Origin of the sequence: Vibrio sp. 10N.286.52.F8 (assembly GCF_041468745.1) — a bacterium.
Lineage (GTDB): Bacteria > Pseudomonadota > Gammaproteobacteria > Enterobacterales > Vibrionaceae > Vibrio > Vibrio crassostreae_C.
This window is the reverse complement of record NZ_JBFRJF010000014.1, coordinates 13,240-28,429: the sequence shown is the minus strand read 5'-3', so window position 1 is coordinate 28,429 and position 15,190 is coordinate 13,240. Positions and strand designations below refer to the sequence as shown.

Genomic DNA, 15,190 nt, shown 5'->3' with positions numbered 1-15,190 from the left:
CCTAGATTTGTTTCGCGAACCATAAGGACATCAATGTGAACCTAAGACAATTGGAAGTCTTTTACGCCATTATGCAGACCGGAACCGTATCTGGAGCCGCGCGCAGCTTGCATGTGTCGCAACCAAACGTGACCCGTATTTTGGCGCACACGGAGCAACAACTTGGGTTTGGCTTATTCGAACGAGTTAAAGGGCGGTTGGTGCCAACGGTTGAGGCAAAAACCTTACTGCCAGAAGCGGAAAAGGTGTATCAGCAATTGGGGCAATTTCGATCTCTGACCAACAAAGTGAAGCAAGGCCATCAGCATTTACGCATTGGTGCGCCGCCGATACTGGCGACTAAATTACTAACTCAGGTAATAGCCCAAATGTCTCGGGAACAAGAGCTATCTTTTGAGTTGCTGACTGCAAACCGTGATGAGCTGTGTGCTGGGTTATTAAAGCATGAGCTTGATATTGCTATCGCGTTTGGCGATGAAGCACCGCCTGCGATATTAAGTGAAACGCTATTAACCGAATCACTAAAGGTTTTGGTTCCTTCCAATACGGTTGATCATTTCCCCGCGGAATTAACGTTAGATGATCTGATCAATTATCCGCTGCCAATCATCGGGCTCGATAGCCGCGATCCATTAGGCCTCCTGTTACATCAACGCCTTATTGCACGTGAGCAGCATTATCACCACCCGATATCTGTACGTGGGTATAGCGCCGCTGCGGAACTGGTCAAGCACCAAGCGGGGTTTGCGATTGTTGATCCGTGGACGGCAGAGCAATATCAAAATGACGATGCGGTCTGTGTGTTGCCGCTTCAACCAGACATCCAATTTTCGGTATCGATGCTTTGCGCAGAGCACACCCCTCAGTCGATTTCCGTTAAGCAATTTATCGCTTCATTGAAAATCCATACTCACCCTATAACTTAAGGTTATAGGCTCGCCATAAATAGGCATTCGGCAGCTTCGAAGTTCTTAATTAAAGTAAACCCATACAAGGGCTTATTAATTAGGAATACTCATGTCGATCGCTCAACCTTACCTTCTTTTTCTTGGGGATGTTACTGACCCACTCGCTGCAAAAACAGCTCGCGGTATTCATCAATGGCGACCAGAAATCTGCCTAGGTCAACTGCGTTTAACGGGTGATACCGTTTCACTGGGCTTAACGGATATGACCCTGCAAGAGGCGCAAGCGCAGGGCGCGAAGACGCTAGTGATTGGTACCGCAAATCCGGGTGGTGTTATTCCTGATTCTTGGCAGTCAACCATTATGGCCGCTGCAGAAATGGGATATGAGATTGCATCTGGCATGCACCAACGATTGAGTGAATTTTCACCGCTTGCTGACATGCAGCAACAAGGATTGACTAAGCTTCATGATGTACGCCATTTTGACGGTGTTCTTAATGTTGGTAACGGTAAGCTTCGTCAAGGTAAGCGCCTGCTTACTGTCGGAACTGATTGCTCAGTCGGCAAAATGTTTTCAGCTTTAGCTATCGAAAAGTCGCTTAAAGAGTCAGGTACATCCGCTCAGTTTAAAGCGACAGGCCAGACGGGTATTTTGATTGAAGGCAGCGGTATTTCGATTGATGCAGTGGTTGCGGATTTTATTTCTGGCGCAGTTGAAGCGATTAGCCCCGATTTTACCGACCACGAGTGGGACATCATTGAAGGGCAAGGTTCTTTATTCAACCCTTCGTTTGCAGGCGTGAGTTTGGGTCTTTTACATGGCGCACAAGCGGATGCTTTGGTGCTGTGTCATGAAGTTGGGCGACCTCATATTCGTAACCTTCCTCATGCTCAGTTACCAACGATTGAACAGACGATTGAAGCCAACTTGCAAGCGGCGCGACTGACTAATCCAGACGTGAAGCTGGTGGGTATCTGCTTGAACACGTCGGCGATTAGCATTGAAGATGCTGAGACATTGTGCCAAGAATGGACCACACTCTATCAAGTGCCAGTGACGGACCCAGTGCGCTTTGGTGTACAACACATTACTGATCATTTGCGACATTCACTTTAACGACTTCATCATTTCTAAGTTTCCATTTGTTAAAGCGAACATCAACCGAGTGAAATTATGAAGATTACAGCAGAACCCATTACTATCGCGATGCAAACGCCTTTTCGCATCTCTCGTGGCAGTCGAACTGAGTGTCACGTTGTTCGTGTTTACATTGAACATGGTGGCAAACGAGCTCAGGGCGAATGCACGCCTTACCCACGATACGGCGAGTCATCGGAGTCTGTGTTAGCGCAAATCCAACAAGCGTCTAGCGCACTTGAAGCTATGTTTGAACGAGGCGTTACTGATCCGGCAGAGCTAAGAGATCATCTTCAGTCTTTATTGACCGGAGGGGCAGCGCGCAATGCGGTCGATTGTGCGCTTTGGGATTTTGAAGCTCAGCAGAACGACCAGACGTTTCCGAATAGCTTGTTTGAGTTGCCTGCTCAAATCGTGACTGCAATGACAGTCTCGATTGGCACGCCAGAAGCCATGGCGACTCAGGCTCGAGACTATGTCGCGAATGGTGCGAAACTTCTGAAAGTGAAGCTTGGCGGCGAGCAGGTGGTAGAGCGTGTTCGCGCGGTACGAGAAGCTGCGGCAGATGTTCAAATTGTATTGGATGCGAATGAAGCGTGGACAGGATTGAATCTCGAAGAGTTGTTCAATCAACTGGTAGAATTTGATATTGCGATGATCGAGCAGCCGTTACCCCAACAGCACGATGCCTCATTGGCGCACATCAAGCACCCGATACCACTGTGTGCTGATGAAAGCTGTCATACCACTTCGCAACTTTCATCTTTGTTAGGCAAATATGAAATGGTCAACATCAAGCTCGATAAAACAGGTGGTTTGACCGAAGCATTGGTACTTGCTGAAGAAGCTCAAAGGCTAGGATTTACGCTGATGTCGGGTTGTATGCTCGGTACATCGCTGGCGATGCGTGCAGCTCTGCCTATCGCCGTTCAATCTGAAATCGTCGACCTCGATGGCCCAGTCTTACTTGGTCAAGATGTAGCACCATCACTGACTTATCGAGATGGGATGATTGTTCTTTAAGTTCCTAACAAATTAGCTAGGAATCTCTCCATACAAAAATCGCATAAGCGTTAACTTATGCGATTTTTTGTTTGTACCGTTTTACAGAGATAAGTAAACCATACTGCAACTACTCACTTGCTTCATTGAGTGGGGTGTACTGAACTGCTAAATACAACCCGCCTAGAAAATACAGTGTTTAGCAAAATCGCCCGCTTCATTAGCCGTCCAGTCACCTTTAGGCTTTTCTTTCATATCCGCACACCAAGCTTCACTGCCAACCTCGGTACAAGCCATTAATTGAGTAGCAAGGAAAAGTATCAACGCGATTTTCTTCATAATAAACATTCCGTTGTGGTCTAAATTTCTGCTTATAACTGTATCAAATACCACAAGTGATTGTTATAGCTGCTAAGAACTTAAGGGCGTTAATAATGATGTGGGGTTGAGCTGAATTCGAGAGACGGTAAAGAAGGGAAGGTTTGCTTGGCTTTAAGATCGAAAAAGCCAGCAACATGTGCTGGCTTTGAAATTCTTAATAAGTGTCTATTCGTTATTTCGCTTTAACTACTTATCGATTTATACCAATTTCATCTCTTGGATGATGTCCGAAGCAATCTCTGGCTTCGTGCTTGTTGGTTTCTCGTGTAGGTCGGCTTTCAATTGTCCCTTACGGTTACTTAGGCCAGCTTCAAGTTTCTTGAGTGCTGCAGCGATAGCTGGGTACATAACATCGTCTGTCGATTTTGCTGTTACTCGTACACCTTCGTAGTTGGTGAATACTTCAACCTGATGTTGACCGTGTTCTTTAGTAATGATGATGTCGCAACTGATCAGTGATGGGAAATGGTTAGATATCTTCTCGAATTTACCTTCGATGTCTTTGCGTGACTCGTCGTTAATTGATACATGATGTGTTTGAACATTTATTTTCATAAATCATACCTTTCCAATGACTGTGTCATTTAAACGTAGCAAACATCGGATAGATTAACCAACTGAGAATTAGCACATGTGTGATTGACTTCAGTGTTATCAAATATTCTCTTGTTACTCCCTTGAAAGTCCGATGAACTGATCGCATATTATGTTTCGTGTTTTAAAGACATGTTCAAAAAAACTCCATCCTTGATAATTTGCGCTAACCTACAGCGAATTCCCAGTGAATCTCTCTTTATCGGTTTTATAATTCCGAACTTGTCACTCCATTGATTTTCTTTCCAGCTCACTCACTTTTTTTTCTTTGATTAAAAACTCAGCTTAAGTTACTAATTTATAGACACTCAACTGCCCACTCCATATTGAAGTGAAACTCTCCTGCTGTGAGTTGAGACTCGGGTATGGTAATGTGTGCTCGAATATCGACTTCTTTATTGGATGCCAGTTGATCGACAGGAAATTCGACGCCCTGACGCCAATAATTAATGTCACCTTCATAGCGAACCGGCGTTTCGACTTTGAATCGCACAAGTTCTGAAATGCGAGACTCATCAATTGAGCCTAGATCAATATGTTGCAGTTTGAGCAACAATCGAGAATCTTTGCGATTGGACTCAAGCTTAAGCGTTATCGCTCGGCCATCGTATTCTCGGCCACTGAATTTAAGCCGTTTAAGCGTATTAAAACCATCAAAGCCATTAAGATTGATGCAGAAATGCTGGAGCTGTTAGGCAGTGAAGATGGCAACACGGCGATGATCAAAGTGAGCTGGGATGAGAAGGGAATGAAGGTCTATAAGGATGGCTACTTAGCAGATTATGAGTACGGGATTGCCCCTCATGAGATGCAAGAAAACTACGAATTAGCACCTAAGTAACTCGATTCGATTGCAGAAAAGCGCCTTGCTTAGTTAGTGGGCGCTTTTTTGTTGCTCACCAAAATATGACGAAACTCACACTTTTCTGACAATTAATGACTCGTTGTGCTAGTATGCGCCGCTTGTCTTTGTAATTGATAAAAAACGCATTACCAAAACAGACTTTTCTGTTTACCTGCTTGTAATGACCTCATTCAGTTTGGCCTGACTTGGCTGAACATCTGCATTTTGCTCGGACGCAAAGAGAGTAGTACTCACTACTTCACTATGTACATTTGAGAGCACCATCTATCAAAGGCCTTTTTGAAACAGCCTAAATTAGCGCGAACTTAGTTCAGCGTGAAGGGTTTCTTTTTTCCAAAAATCCCTATCGGCGGCTAAGTGAACCTTAGTTGCTGACAAATAAGGAGTCTATATGACGACTACGGTATCTACATCCGTACCTACATCTCAAGCTGGTAACGCAGCGCCGACAGAGAAAGAAGTAAACCACCCGTTTCTCTCTTTGGTTATCATGGTGATCGTTGCTGCAATCGCAACTTACTTCATCCCTGCTGGTGAATTCGAGCGAGTGGTCATGAATGGCCGCACGGTTATCGACCCAGACAGCTACACACAATTGACCAGCAACCCAACAACATTAGCCTCTTTTTTCGAATCATTTTTTAAAGGCTTCAAATCCGCTTCTGGCGTGATGGGCGTTGTGGTATTTGTGGGTGGTGCTTTTGGCATTATCAAACACATGGGTCTGTTAGACGCATCCGTTGTTGCACTAACTACTAAGCTAAAGAAGCAAGGCTTATACGTGATTGCGCCTGTGATCATGACGGCGATCTTCTTCAACGTTACCTTCACCGGTATGCGTGAACTTGATGTCATTTTCATCTCTTTGATGATCCCGATCTGTATCAAGCTTGGCTATGACGCGATTACGGCACTTGGCGTTGTTTTACTGGCAAGTTGTGCCGGTTTTGCTGCGGCGTTGGCTAACCCATTCTTTACGGGTATTGCACACACTATCGCTGAACTGCCTATGTATTCAGGCATGTGGTACCGCTTTATTGTTGGTATGTTCATGTTGTTAACGGGTGCATGGTATGTGCTTAACTACGCGCGCAAAGTTAAGCAAGATCCGACCAAAGGCTTGTTACACGGCACGGGTTACCACTATGAATCAAATGTTGAAGCGAAAACACTGACCACACGTGAAAAGCTTGCGGGCATCGCGTTCTTGGGCGTATTCGCATACATGATCTTCGGCACGTTGACGATGGGGTTCGGCTTCACCGAGATTGCGGGTGCATTCGTGGCGATGGCTATTATTCCGGGTTTGGTGGCGGGTTTATCTCCGAACAAGATCTGTGAGTATTGGACCAAAGGTGTTAGCGACGTATTGATCGCGGTACTGATCATCTTTTTTGCTCGTTCAGTGCTAACCATTATGGAAGACGCGAAGATTGTTGATTCTATTATCTTCTATCTTGCACAGATCATTTCTGGTAGCTCTAAACTTGTGGCAGCAGCAGGGATCTACTTCTCGCAGGCTGCGATCAACCTGTTCATTCCATCGGGCAGTGGCCAAGCGGTGATCACCATGCCAATCATTATTCCGTTGGCAGATATTGGTGAAGTGACTCGTCAAGTGGCGGCACTGGCTTCTCAATTGGGTGATGGTATTTCTAACTATATTTACCCAACCAATGGTGGCTTGTTGGCGGTATTGGCTATAGCAAAAGTACCTTACACCAAGTGGGTTCGTTTCTTCTTACCACTGTTCTTGTTCTGGTCGGTAGGCGCTTTGGTTTCTGTTGTGATTGCTCAAATGATTGAGTTAGGGCCTTTCTAAGGTTTCTGTTTAATCGAATACATGGACAGTTAAGGCTTAACTGAAGCTGTGTGAGTAAATAAGAAGGCAGCGAATTCGCTGCCTTTTTTCGTTTAAAGAAAAGCTATTCCAACGTTAAAGGTTACTCTTCAAATTGGTAAGAAGAGGGCACCACAATCACGCCTTGTTTTGATATGTGGAAGCGTTTCGCATCGGCAAGGCCATCAAGACCGATCTGGGTTCCGTCAGGCACCTTAACGTTCTTGTCGATGATGCAGTTTTGTATGTGGCAATTTTTTCCAATCTCAACATCTTCAAACAGAATACTATCAATCACAATCGCGGCATTGCTGACTTTCACTTTCGGGAAGAAGATTGAGTTTTGCGCCGAGCCGCCTTCAATTACAACGCCATTCGCTATCATCGAGTTGATGAATATTCCTTGATTACCTTCAACTGAAGCAATGGTTCGTGCGGGTGGCAGCTGCGGTTCGTAAGTACGAATCGCCCAATCAGGTTGATATAAATCGATAGGCGAAGCTGGCTTTAACAGGTCCATGTTGGATTGGTAATAAGAGTCGATAGTACCAACATCTCTCCAGTACGCATCTTGGGTCACTCGGCCTTCTTCATCCCCAAACTTGTATGCGTAAACACTGTTGTTGCCCACCAATTTAGGAATGATATCTTTACCAAAATCGTGGCTTGAGTTCGGATCTTCGGCGTCCGCCAGTAGCGCTTGTGTTAGTACTTCTTTATCAAAGACGTAAATACCCATTGAAGCCATGCTTCGAGTTGGCCTACCAGGTACACATGCAGGGTAACGTGGCTTTTCGGTAAAGTTATTGATCTCTAGAGATTCATCTATCTCCATCACACCAAACTCTTTGGCTTCGTCAATCGAAACCTCCATGCACGCCACAGTTAGGTCGGCCTCGTTCTTTTTGTGCTGCTTGAGCATTGGAGCGTAGTCCATGCGATAGATATGGTCACCGGATAACACCACCACATGCTTGGCTTCACTGCGTGAAAGTAGATACAAGTTTTGATAAATCGCATCGGCAGTACCGCTGTACCAGCTATCACCGGTTCGCATTTGTGGAGGAACATTGGTGATGTATTCGCCGAGCTCAGGGTTAAGCACCGACCAACCATCTCTTAAATGTTTTTGCAAAGAGTGAGATTTGTACTGAGTCAGCACCAAAATTTGGCGTAGCCCAGAGTGTAAGCAGTTCGCGAGTGTGAAATCGATGATTCGATATTTGCCACCAAAGGGTACCGCAGGTTTTGCACGGTTATCGGTGAGAGGGGAAAGCCGAGAGCCAACACCGCCGGCCAGAACGATTGTTAGAGTGTCTTGCATGATCAGAACCTCAATGTATTTATGATTATGAACATAGACTTGCAAGCACTAAGCCAAATGTAACTCATTGAATATTATACGAGGCGAGATTGATTCTTGTTGTTCTGCACCAAAATAATGCGTGCGAGATATTGGCTTGCTCTATTTTGATCCAAAAAAGATCCGAACAGAGTGAAGGGATTGGGTTAACAAAATGACGCACGGAAAAGCTGCATTACAAAACTGTCAATAAAATGAAGAAATAAAGTGATCGGGTCGATATAAATTTACATAAATAATCACAACTTTTCACAAATTGATTTCCATCAATAAAGTAGGGTTATTCTATGATACCTTGCACGCAAAATAAGAAATGATTACTCATTCACCAACAAAGATTAAGCCCCCAAAAGGAAATTATAATGAAAAAAACAGTATGTGGTATTGCGGTTATTGCGGCTCTTATGTCAACCAATGTTCTTGCTCATAAAGAAGGTGATTTCATCATCCGTGCAGGTGCAGCAACGGTATCTCCTAACGATAGTAGTGGCGCTGTGTTGAATGATCCAAATACAGAATTCTCTGTAGACTCAAACACTCAACTTGGTTTGACTTTTGGCTACATGTTTACAGATAACATCAGCTTTGAAGTACTAGCGGCAAGCCCATTTTCTCACAACATTTCTGCAACTGGTCTAGGTGAAATTGCTGATACGAAACACCTACCACCAACGTTTATGGTTCAGTATTACTTTGGCCAAGCAAACAGTGACTTCCGCCCTTACGTAGGTGCTGGTATCAACTACACTGTATTCTTCGATGAGTCACTAAATCAAGGAGCGAAAGATCTAGGTTTAAGCGACTTATCTCTTGATGACTCTTGGGGCTTGGCAGCAAACATTGGTATGGACTACATGATCAATGAAGATTGGTTTTTGAACGCATCGGTTTGGTATGCAGATATCGGCACTACAGCAAAATATAAGTTTAATGGTCAACAGTTCTCGACAGACGTTGATATCGACCCATGGGTATTCATGATTGGTGGTGGTTACAACTTCTAACCTACGATTCAGTTTACTAAGGCGCTCAAGCACCAGCCAGCTTGTGCGCCTTTTTTTGTGTGCTTGTTAATGAAATGCTCGTTCTAACCCTCTGTTGTTATGGGTAAAAGAAACCGATTGTCGTCACCTATTGTTAACAAAAGGGAAAGATAACTGTCATAAGCGGCCTCTATGATCGCGATTCAAATTATGGAGGATATATGAATCGTAAATTTAATAAGCTGACTTTATTACTACCTATCGCAGTGAGTTCCGCTCTGGCTGGATGTTCTCAGTCAACATCATCTACGGCGAATACGCTATCTCAAACCTCACTTGATGCTTTTAGCCTTCAATGCCAATCCATTCAACAACCGAACAAGACAGATGCCACTGTTACCGGGATTAGTCTGGTTGGTCGTGCTATTGCTGACGCCCCGTTTGATACTTCTGCAGCCGAAATCGTCAGCTACGATTCATGTACCGACAAGCTTTATGTGGTTAACGCTCAAGCACAGAAAGTTGATGTTTTATCAATGAACTCAGCTAGCGAACCAACATCTTCGGGTTCGATTGATCTTCAATCAGCGGCTGCAGCTTCTGGTATTGATATTGGTGCAGCGAACAGTGTGTCGACTCATCAAGGATTAGTTGCTGTCGCGATTGAAAATGCTGACAAGCAACAAAACGGCATCATTGCCCTTTATCGTTCAGACACGTTAGAGCTGATTACTACTTATACGGCTGGTGCATTACCGGACATGGTGAGCTTTTCTAAGGATGGCCGTTACATCGCATCAGCCAACGAAGGTGAGCCGAATGCGGATTACAGCATTGACCCTGAAGGCTCAGTGACTCTGGTTGATTTAGCCAATGGTTCTCTGCGAGCAAAAGTCACGCAGATCGATTTTAAGGCATTCAATCAAGGTCAGCCTCGCCATGCAGATCTGACCGACAAGGTTCGAATTTCTGCGCCGAATGCAACCGTTGCTCAAGATCTTGAACCGGAATACCTAACGTTTGCTGATAACGGAAAACTCTACGTTGCCCTTCAAGAGAACAACGCATTGGCAGCCATTGATGTGGTGAGTGTACAAGTGGATGCGATTCTTGGACTAGGCGGCAAGCCTTGGGATAAAGCTAAGCTAGATGCGTCAAACAAAGACAAAAACATCGGTAATCTACAAAGCTACACAATGTTAGAAGGCCTTTACATGCCTGATAGCATCACTAGTTACAGTGTGGATGGCAACACCTACATTGTAACTGCGAACGAAGGCGATGGTCGTGAATATGGCATCAAGACCACGCAAAAAATATGTGATGAGAAAGGTTTTGAGTGGGACGGTGACGATTATCAAGGTACCGAAAACTACACCACAGAAAAAGACTTTTGTATCGCGCATGTCGATGAAGTACGCGGCAAGAAGTTAGACGTTGACGCTAACCACCCATTAGCAGGCGCATTGAAAGACAACAAGCAACTTGCTCGTCTTAAAGTGATTAAGCCACAAGGGACACTCGCTGCTGACCAAGAGGTTCAAGCATTCGGTAGCCGTTCTTTCTCTATTTGGGATGAGTCAGGCGAGTTAGTGTTTGATAGCGGTGATGATTTTGCTCGAATCGTACTTGAGCAAGATCCTGCAAACTTCAACAGCACCAATGATAACAACCAAAGCGGTGACGATCGTAGTGATGATAAAGGTGTAGAGCCTGAAGCGATCGAAGTGGCTGAGATCAACGGCAAGCACTATGCCTTTATTGGACTTGAGCGCCAAGGTGGCATCATGGTTTACGACGTAACTCAGCCTAGGAGTGCAAGTTTCATCAGCTATCTAAACAATCGCGACTTTACACAACCAGTGTGCACCAAGGTTGATGAAGACGGTGATTGCGACAATGATACTTACAACGCTAAAGCGGGGGATTTAGGCCCTGAATCAATTAAGTATTTCACACGTTTAGGTAACCACTTTATCGCTGTCGGTAATGAAGTAAGTGGTAGCACATCAGTCTATCGCGTTGAGTTTTAATCAAGATTATTACTAGCAATTAGCTCGAATCAAAACAAAAGCGCCACTACTTAATCAGTAGTGGCGCTTTTTAGTTCATCGCTTATTTATTAGCGATGGCAAAGGCCTATGGCTGTTGCTTAGTTGGTGCTAGAGCAATCTCACGGATACATACGTTCTGTGGTTGTTGGTAAGCGAATGATACAGCGCGAGCAATGTCGTCAGCTGCCAATACGCCGCCCATGTCTTCTTTCCAAGAGTCGTAACCGTCTTTGATCTCTTGAGATGTTGTGTGAGATAGAAGTTCTGTTTCTACAGCACCCGGTGCGATAGTAGTAACACGAACATTTGATGCCGCCACTTCTTCACGAACGTTCTCAGAAATAGCGTGTACCGCGAATTTAGTACCACAGTAAGCCGCGTGGCTTGGGAATGTTTTCTTACCTGCGATAGAGCTGATGTTGATGATAGTACCTGTGTTGCGTTCCATCATCGGAGCAAGTACAGACTGCATGCCGTTTAGAAGACCAATCACGTTTACATCGAACATTGTCTTCCACTCTTGTGCGTCTTGAGTATCAATTTGACCAAGAAGCATTGCACCAGCATTGTTGATAAGTGCATCTACAGGGCCAAACTTCTCTTCACCTTGTGCGATTGCTGCATTAAAAGACGCTTTGTCTGTTACGTCTACTTTTACTGACAGTGAGTTTGGTAGATTCAGCGCTTCAAGGCGGTCAACACGACGAGCTAAAAGTAGCAGAGGGTGACCTTCATCGCTTAGACGACGAGCGATTGCTTCACCAATACCAGAGCTTGCACCTGTAATTACGATTAGTTTTTTCATTTTATTTCCTCTGTACTTTTATTGCGTCGGTTGGCTACGACGGGTTGTTTAAGTGCATTCGAATCAAGTGCTTGTTGCCTTGCTTCGTTGCGATGGAGGTATATTAAGGAAAATAGAATTGTTGATATATAGCGCTTTACTTGAAACACTGTTGCTGTGGTGCAACAATAAAAGTGTCTATCTCATAACCTCACTAGTAAGCTGGCGGCCATGCTCAATCAAATTAACCTGTCTGATATTCGTTCTTTCGTGCTGATCGCTCGTTTAGGTAATTTCACCAAAGCGGCGGAGGAGTTGGATGTGTCTCGTTCCCACGTATCACGCCAAGTGAGCAGCCTAGAAAAGCAGATGGGTGTGACACTGTTTATCCGCACCACTCGAACCTTAAGGTTGACTCACGCAGGGCAAGATCTGTACGCGAGATGTGAACAAGCCTTAGATAATATAGACCAAGCCTTGATTGCTGCTGTGGATGACGTCGAAGAAGTACGTGGCGACATAAAAGTAAACTGTGTTGGCGGTTATCTGGGCGAGGTGATCATCGCGGATCTGGTCAATGAGTTCATGCAACTCTACCCAGACATCAGCATCAGCCTTGATTTCAGTAGTAACCGAGTCGACTTGATTGAAGATGCTTTCGATATCGCTTTTCGCATGGGAAGCTTAGAAGACGCGGGCTTTATCGCGAGGAAGCTATTGGATATTGAGATGGGAACACTCGCGAGCCCTGAGTATTTCGTTCGTAAAGGAAAGCCTAATCACCCCAAAGATTTGATTCACCATGACTGCTTAACGGGGTCAGTGCGCAAGTGGAGCTTTCAAGCTGTTGACGACACCAAGAAAACGGTCGATGTGCATGTGACTGGAAGGTTGCAATGTAAAAACGGTCGAGTGCTAGTACAGGGCGCGAAGTCGGGTAACGGGATTATTCGTGTACCTACAATCTATTGCTTACAAGAACTGAATGATGGGCAATTAGTGCAGGTGTTTGATGATTGGGTGGTGCCTAAAGTGGACTTTTCAGCGATCTACCATCGAGACCGCTATCAACCAAGCCGTATTAGAACCTTTATTGATTTCGTGAAAAGTCGCTTTGAGCAAATGCCAGTGAGCTAAGTATATTTGCTGTCTTCCGTCTTCCTTTTTTTGTCTTCCGTTTTTTGACAATAGTTGGATTGGCTTAGACTTAAATTTCGTCGATTTCGTTTTGTAGGCTTTCTAGCTGATCGAGAATCAGTAAGAACCTCTCACCAAATGGAGTGACTTGGTACTCAACTCTTGGTGGCAGCTCGTTGAACATTTGCTTATCTAAAATCCCGAACTCCACATTTCGCTTCAAACATTCATTCAGTACCTTGGTCGATAACCCTTCGACCGAACGCACCATTTCACCGGGGCGATTAATGCCATTTGCCAATAATTGGTAAACCGTTAGCGACCATTTACAGCCGTAGATGGTTTCGACCATACGAGCGGAACGCTCTGGTGCCGATTTTCTTGAAAAAAAGTTTTCCTGATTTTTCATAAAGATGTACCAATAAGTACCTACCTAACCGATTTGTACTTACTATTCATAGTGTTAGTTCAAAGCCTAAGATTACCACGTTCACATGACTTAGGAGATAACAAAATGAACTTCACTAAAAATGGTATTGCAGTAGTAATCGGTGGCACAAGTGGTATGGGCTTTGAAACAGCGAAGCAGTTAGTCGCTCAAAACATCTATGTGTTGGTTGTCGGCTAAGTTAGATAAAGCGGTGTCAGAACTTCAATCACTAGGCCGCGCGACTGGCTGGCAAGCTAATCTTTATGATGATGCGAGTGTAGCCAATCTTATTGCGCATTTAGAGTCACTTGAAGAGGGCATTGGTTACCTTGTTAATGCGGCTGGTTACTTTAACCCTAAAGCGTTTATTGAGCACCAAGAATCGGATTACGAGCAATACATGCAGCTAAACAAAGCGACTTTCTTCATCACTCAAGCTGTCAGCAAGTTGATGATCAAAAACGGTGGCGGAAACGTGGTAAATGTAGGCTCTATGTGGGCGAAACAAGCGATCAAAGCGACGCCATCTTCTGCTTATTCAATGGCAAAGGCTGGTCTACACGCTTTAACACAGCATATGGCGATGGAGCTTGCGGATCACAACATTCGTGTGAATGCGGTGTCTCCAGCCGTAGTTAAAACGCCAATTTACGAATCTTTCATTAAACCGGAAGAAGTAGATCAAGCGCTAGAAGGCTTCAATGCTTTCCATCCAATTGGTCGAGTAGGTTTGCCGAAAGACATCGCAAACAGCATCTCTTTCCTACTGTCAGACAGTGCCGATTGGGTAACGGGCGCAATCTGGGATGTTGATGGTGGCGTGATCGCTGGCCGCAATTAATCAAGCCTAGCTTTCAATATGGGGGGATGCTTTGTTAGCAATTAGCAATTAGCAGTTAACAGCGAAGTCTCCCCCTAGCTCGTTATTCGCGTAGAATAGACATTAGCAAGACAATAATAATTAAAACAATACTTAGAGTAAGGTCGTCATTATGTTCAACATGGACTTTTCAAAGAGACTGGTTATCGAAACCGAGAAGCTAGATTGGGTTGCGAGCCCTGCCAAAGGGGTATGGCGTAAGCCCCTAGAAAGAGAAGAGAAAGAATCGGGTCACACGACTAGCGTGGTGAAATACGATCCTCAATCTTCATTCTCTGAACACCCACATCCGCAAGGAGAAGAGATCTTCGTGTTAGACGGTGTGTTCTCAGATGAAACTGGCGACTTCCCAGCAGGCACTTACATTCGCAACCCTCCTGGCAGTGCGCACTCTCCATCGAGTAAAGATGGCTGTACGATCTTGGTTAAGCTTAATCAGTTTGACGCGAGAGACTTAACTCAAGTTCGTATCAATACTCAAGAAACGGAATGGCTTCCGGGTATTGGTGGTTTACAAGTGATGCCACTGCATGGTTTTGAACACGAAAATGTTGCCTTGGTGAAATGGCCCGTTGGCGAACGTTTTCAGCCGCATCGCCACTTTGGTGGTGAAGAGATATTTGTACTTTCTGGCACTTTTAAAGATGAGCATGGCGAGTATCCAAAACACACATGGATGCGCAGCCCGCACATGAGCGAGCATTTTCCTTATGTGGAAGAAGAGACCGTTATCCTAGTGAAAACAGGGCATCTGCCATTGGATTAAATGAATGCTCAGTAAAAAGATGAGAAAGCCGCATTGTTTTGAACAAGCGGCTTTTTAGTTTTTAT

Annotated in this window: 14 protein-coding genes and 2 pseudogenes; 10 read left to right on the top strand and 6 right to left on the bottom strand. The window is 44.7% G+C overall.

The window, feature by feature from the left end; translation table 11 throughout:
- Positions 1 to 35 precede the first annotated feature (35 nt).
- The 3 genes from AB4133_RS08635 to dgcA all read left to right on the top strand — a co-directional run bounded on the left by AB4133_RS08635 (position 36) and on the right by dgcA (position 3,069).
- The gene (locus tag AB4133_RS08635) at positions 36 to 926 is read left to right on the top strand and encodes a LysR family transcriptional regulator (protein ID WP_017066887.1); all 891 of its coding nucleotides are present in this window, start codon (positions 36 to 38) and stop codon (positions 924 to 926) included.
- A 91-nt stretch (positions 927 to 1,017) separates the two neighbouring features.
- Entirely contained in the window at positions 1,018 to 2,025 is a 1,008-nt protein-coding gene (gene dgcN / locus AB4133_RS08630; RefSeq protein WP_372185537.1) for an N-acetyltransferase DgcN, read from the top strand.
- Between the two features lie 57 nt (positions 2,026 to 2,082).
- Entirely contained in the window at positions 2,083 to 3,069 is a 987-nt protein-coding gene (gene dgcA, locus AB4133_RS08625) for an N-acetyl-D-Glu racemase DgcA (RefSeq protein WP_372224222.1), read from the top strand.
- Positions 3,070 to 3,231: 162 nt separating this feature from the next.
- Here the strand turns inward: dgcA and AB4133_RS08620 are convergent, their stop codons facing one another.
- The 3 genes from AB4133_RS08620 to AB4133_RS08610 all read right to left on the bottom strand — a co-directional run bounded on the left by AB4133_RS08620 (position 3,232) and on the right by AB4133_RS08610 (position 4,579).
- The gene (locus tag AB4133_RS08620) at positions 3,232 to 3,387 is read right to left on the bottom strand and encodes a DUF3012 domain-containing protein (protein WP_017061679.1); all 156 of its coding nucleotides are present in this window, start codon (positions 3,385 to 3,387) and stop codon (positions 3,232 to 3,234) included.
- 240 nt (positions 3,388 to 3,627) lie between these two features.
- Positions 3,628 to 3,984, bottom strand: a complete 357-nt coding sequence (gene hpf / locus AB4133_RS08615; protein WP_017061680.1) for a ribosome hibernation-promoting factor, HPF/YfiA family — start codon at positions 3,982 to 3,984, stop codon at positions 3,628 to 3,630.
- Between the two features lie 337 nt (positions 3,985 to 4,321).
- Positions 4,322 to 4,579 carry a hypothetical protein gene (locus AB4133_RS08610; RefSeq protein WP_240798922.1) on the bottom strand — a complete coding sequence of 86 codons (258 nt, stop codon included), beginning with the start codon at positions 4,577 to 4,579 and terminating at the stop codon, positions 4,322 to 4,324.
- Positions 4,580 to 4,636: 57 nt separating this feature from the next.
- Between AB4133_RS08610 and AB4133_RS08605 the strand changes: the two are divergent.
- Together AB4133_RS08605 and AB4133_RS08600 are read left to right on the top strand one after the other, a co-directional pair.
- Positions 4,637 to 4,864, top strand: a pseudogene (locus AB4133_RS08605) (hypothetical protein); the annotation flags it as partial.
- A 415-nt stretch (positions 4,865 to 5,279) separates the two neighbouring features.
- A complete protein-coding gene (locus AB4133_RS08600) occupies positions 5,280 to 6,710 on the top strand; it encodes a YfcC family protein (protein ID WP_102320897.1) in 1,431 nt (476 codons plus the stop codon).
- A 121-nt stretch (positions 6,711 to 6,831) separates the two neighbouring features.
- Here the strand turns inward: AB4133_RS08600 and glgC are convergent, their stop codons facing one another.
- A complete protein-coding gene (gene glgC, locus AB4133_RS08595) occupies positions 6,832 to 8,052 on the bottom strand; it encodes a glucose-1-phosphate adenylyltransferase (protein WP_017064925.1) in 1,221 nt (406 codons plus the stop codon).
- Positions 8,053 to 8,453: 401 nt separating this feature from the next.
- Between glgC and ompW the strand changes: the two genes are divergently transcribed.
- Together ompW and AB4133_RS08585 are read left to right on the top strand one after the other, a co-directional pair.
- Positions 8,454 to 9,095 (top strand): outer membrane protein OmpW, encoded by a 642-nt coding sequence (gene ompW / locus AB4133_RS08590; RefSeq protein ID WP_008216576.1) that lies wholly within the window; start codon positions 8,454 to 8,456, stop codon positions 9,093 to 9,095.
- 200 nt (positions 9,096 to 9,295) lie between these two features.
- A complete protein-coding gene (locus AB4133_RS08585) occupies positions 9,296 to 11,107 on the top strand; it encodes a choice-of-anchor I family protein (RefSeq protein ID WP_372224221.1) in 1,812 nt (603 codons plus the stop codon).
- A gap of 106 nt (positions 11,108 to 11,213) precedes the next feature.
- Here the strand turns inward: AB4133_RS08585 and AB4133_RS08580 are convergent, their stop codons facing one another.
- Complete coding sequence (locus tag AB4133_RS08580) at positions 11,214 to 11,933, bottom strand: SDR family oxidoreductase (RefSeq protein WP_372224220.1); 720 nt, start codon at positions 11,931 to 11,933, stop codon at positions 11,214 to 11,216.
- Between the two features lie 210 nt (positions 11,934 to 12,143).
- Between AB4133_RS08580 and AB4133_RS08575 the strand changes: the two genes are divergently transcribed.
- Positions 12,144 to 13,049, top strand: a complete 906-nt coding sequence (locus AB4133_RS08575) for a LysR substrate-binding domain-containing protein (RefSeq protein ID WP_371713959.1) — start codon at positions 12,144 to 12,146, stop codon at positions 13,047 to 13,049.
- A gap of 70 nt (positions 13,050 to 13,119) precedes the next feature.
- Here the strand turns inward: AB4133_RS08575 and AB4133_RS08570 are convergent, their stop codons facing one another.
- On the bottom strand, positions 13,120 to 13,458 hold the full coding sequence (locus AB4133_RS08570) for a winged helix-turn-helix transcriptional regulator (RefSeq protein WP_372224219.1): 339 nt from the start codon (positions 13,456 to 13,458) through the stop codon (positions 13,120 to 13,122).
- A 105-nt stretch (positions 13,459 to 13,563) separates the two neighbouring features.
- Between AB4133_RS08570 and AB4133_RS08565 the strand changes: the two are divergent.
- Both AB4133_RS08565 and AB4133_RS08560 read left to right on the top strand, forming a co-directional pair.
- A pseudogene (locus AB4133_RS08565) lies at positions 13,564 to 14,320 on the top strand (SDR family NAD(P)-dependent oxidoreductase).
- A 151-nt stretch (positions 14,321 to 14,471) separates the two neighbouring features.
- Complete coding sequence (locus tag AB4133_RS08560) at positions 14,472 to 15,125, top strand: cupin domain-containing protein (protein ID WP_372224218.1); 654 nt, start codon at positions 14,472 to 14,474, stop codon at positions 15,123 to 15,125.
- Positions 15,126 to 15,190: the final 65 nt, after the last annotated feature.

Coding starts and splice junctions, on each gene's coding strand:
- dgcA (WP_372224222.1), top strand. CDS start 2,083: ATGAAGATTACAGCAGAACCCATTACTATCGCGATGCAAACGCCTTTT.
- AB4133_RS08620 (WP_017061679.1), bottom strand. CDS start 3,387: ATGAAGAAAATCGCGTTGATACTTTTCCTTGCTACTCAATTAATGGCT.
- hpf (WP_017061680.1), bottom strand. CDS start 3,984: ATGAAAATAAATGTTCAAACACATCATGTATCAATTAACGACGAGTCA.
- glgC (WP_017064925.1), bottom strand. CDS start 8,052: ATGCAAGACACTCTAACAATCGTTCTGGCCGGCGGTGTTGGCTCTCGG.
- AB4133_RS08560 (WP_372224218.1), top strand. CDS start 14,472: ATGTTCAACATGGACTTTTCAAAGAGACTGGTTATCGAAACCGAGAAG.
- AB4133_RS08600 (WP_102320897.1), top strand. CDS start 5,280: ATGACGACTACGGTATCTACATCCGTACCTACATCTCAAGCTGGTAAC.
- AB4133_RS08575 (WP_371713959.1), top strand. CDS start 12,144: ATGCTCAATCAAATTAACCTGTCTGATATTCGTTCTTTCGTGCTGATC.
- AB4133_RS08570 (WP_372224219.1), bottom strand. CDS start 13,458: ATGAAAAATCAGGAAAACTTTTTTTCAAGAAAATCGGCACCAGAGCGT.
- AB4133_RS08585 (WP_372224221.1), top strand. CDS start 9,296: ATGAATCGTAAATTTAATAAGCTGACTTTATTACTACCTATCGCAGTG.
- dgcN (WP_372185537.1), top strand. CDS start 1,018: ATGTCGATCGCTCAACCTTACCTTCTTTTTCTTGGGGATGTTACTGAC.
- ompW (WP_008216576.1), top strand. CDS start 8,454: ATGAAAAAAACAGTATGTGGTATTGCGGTTATTGCGGCTCTTATGTCA.
- AB4133_RS08580 (WP_372224220.1), bottom strand. CDS start 11,933: ATGAAAAAACTAATCGTAATTACAGGTGCAAGCTCTGGTATTGGTGAA.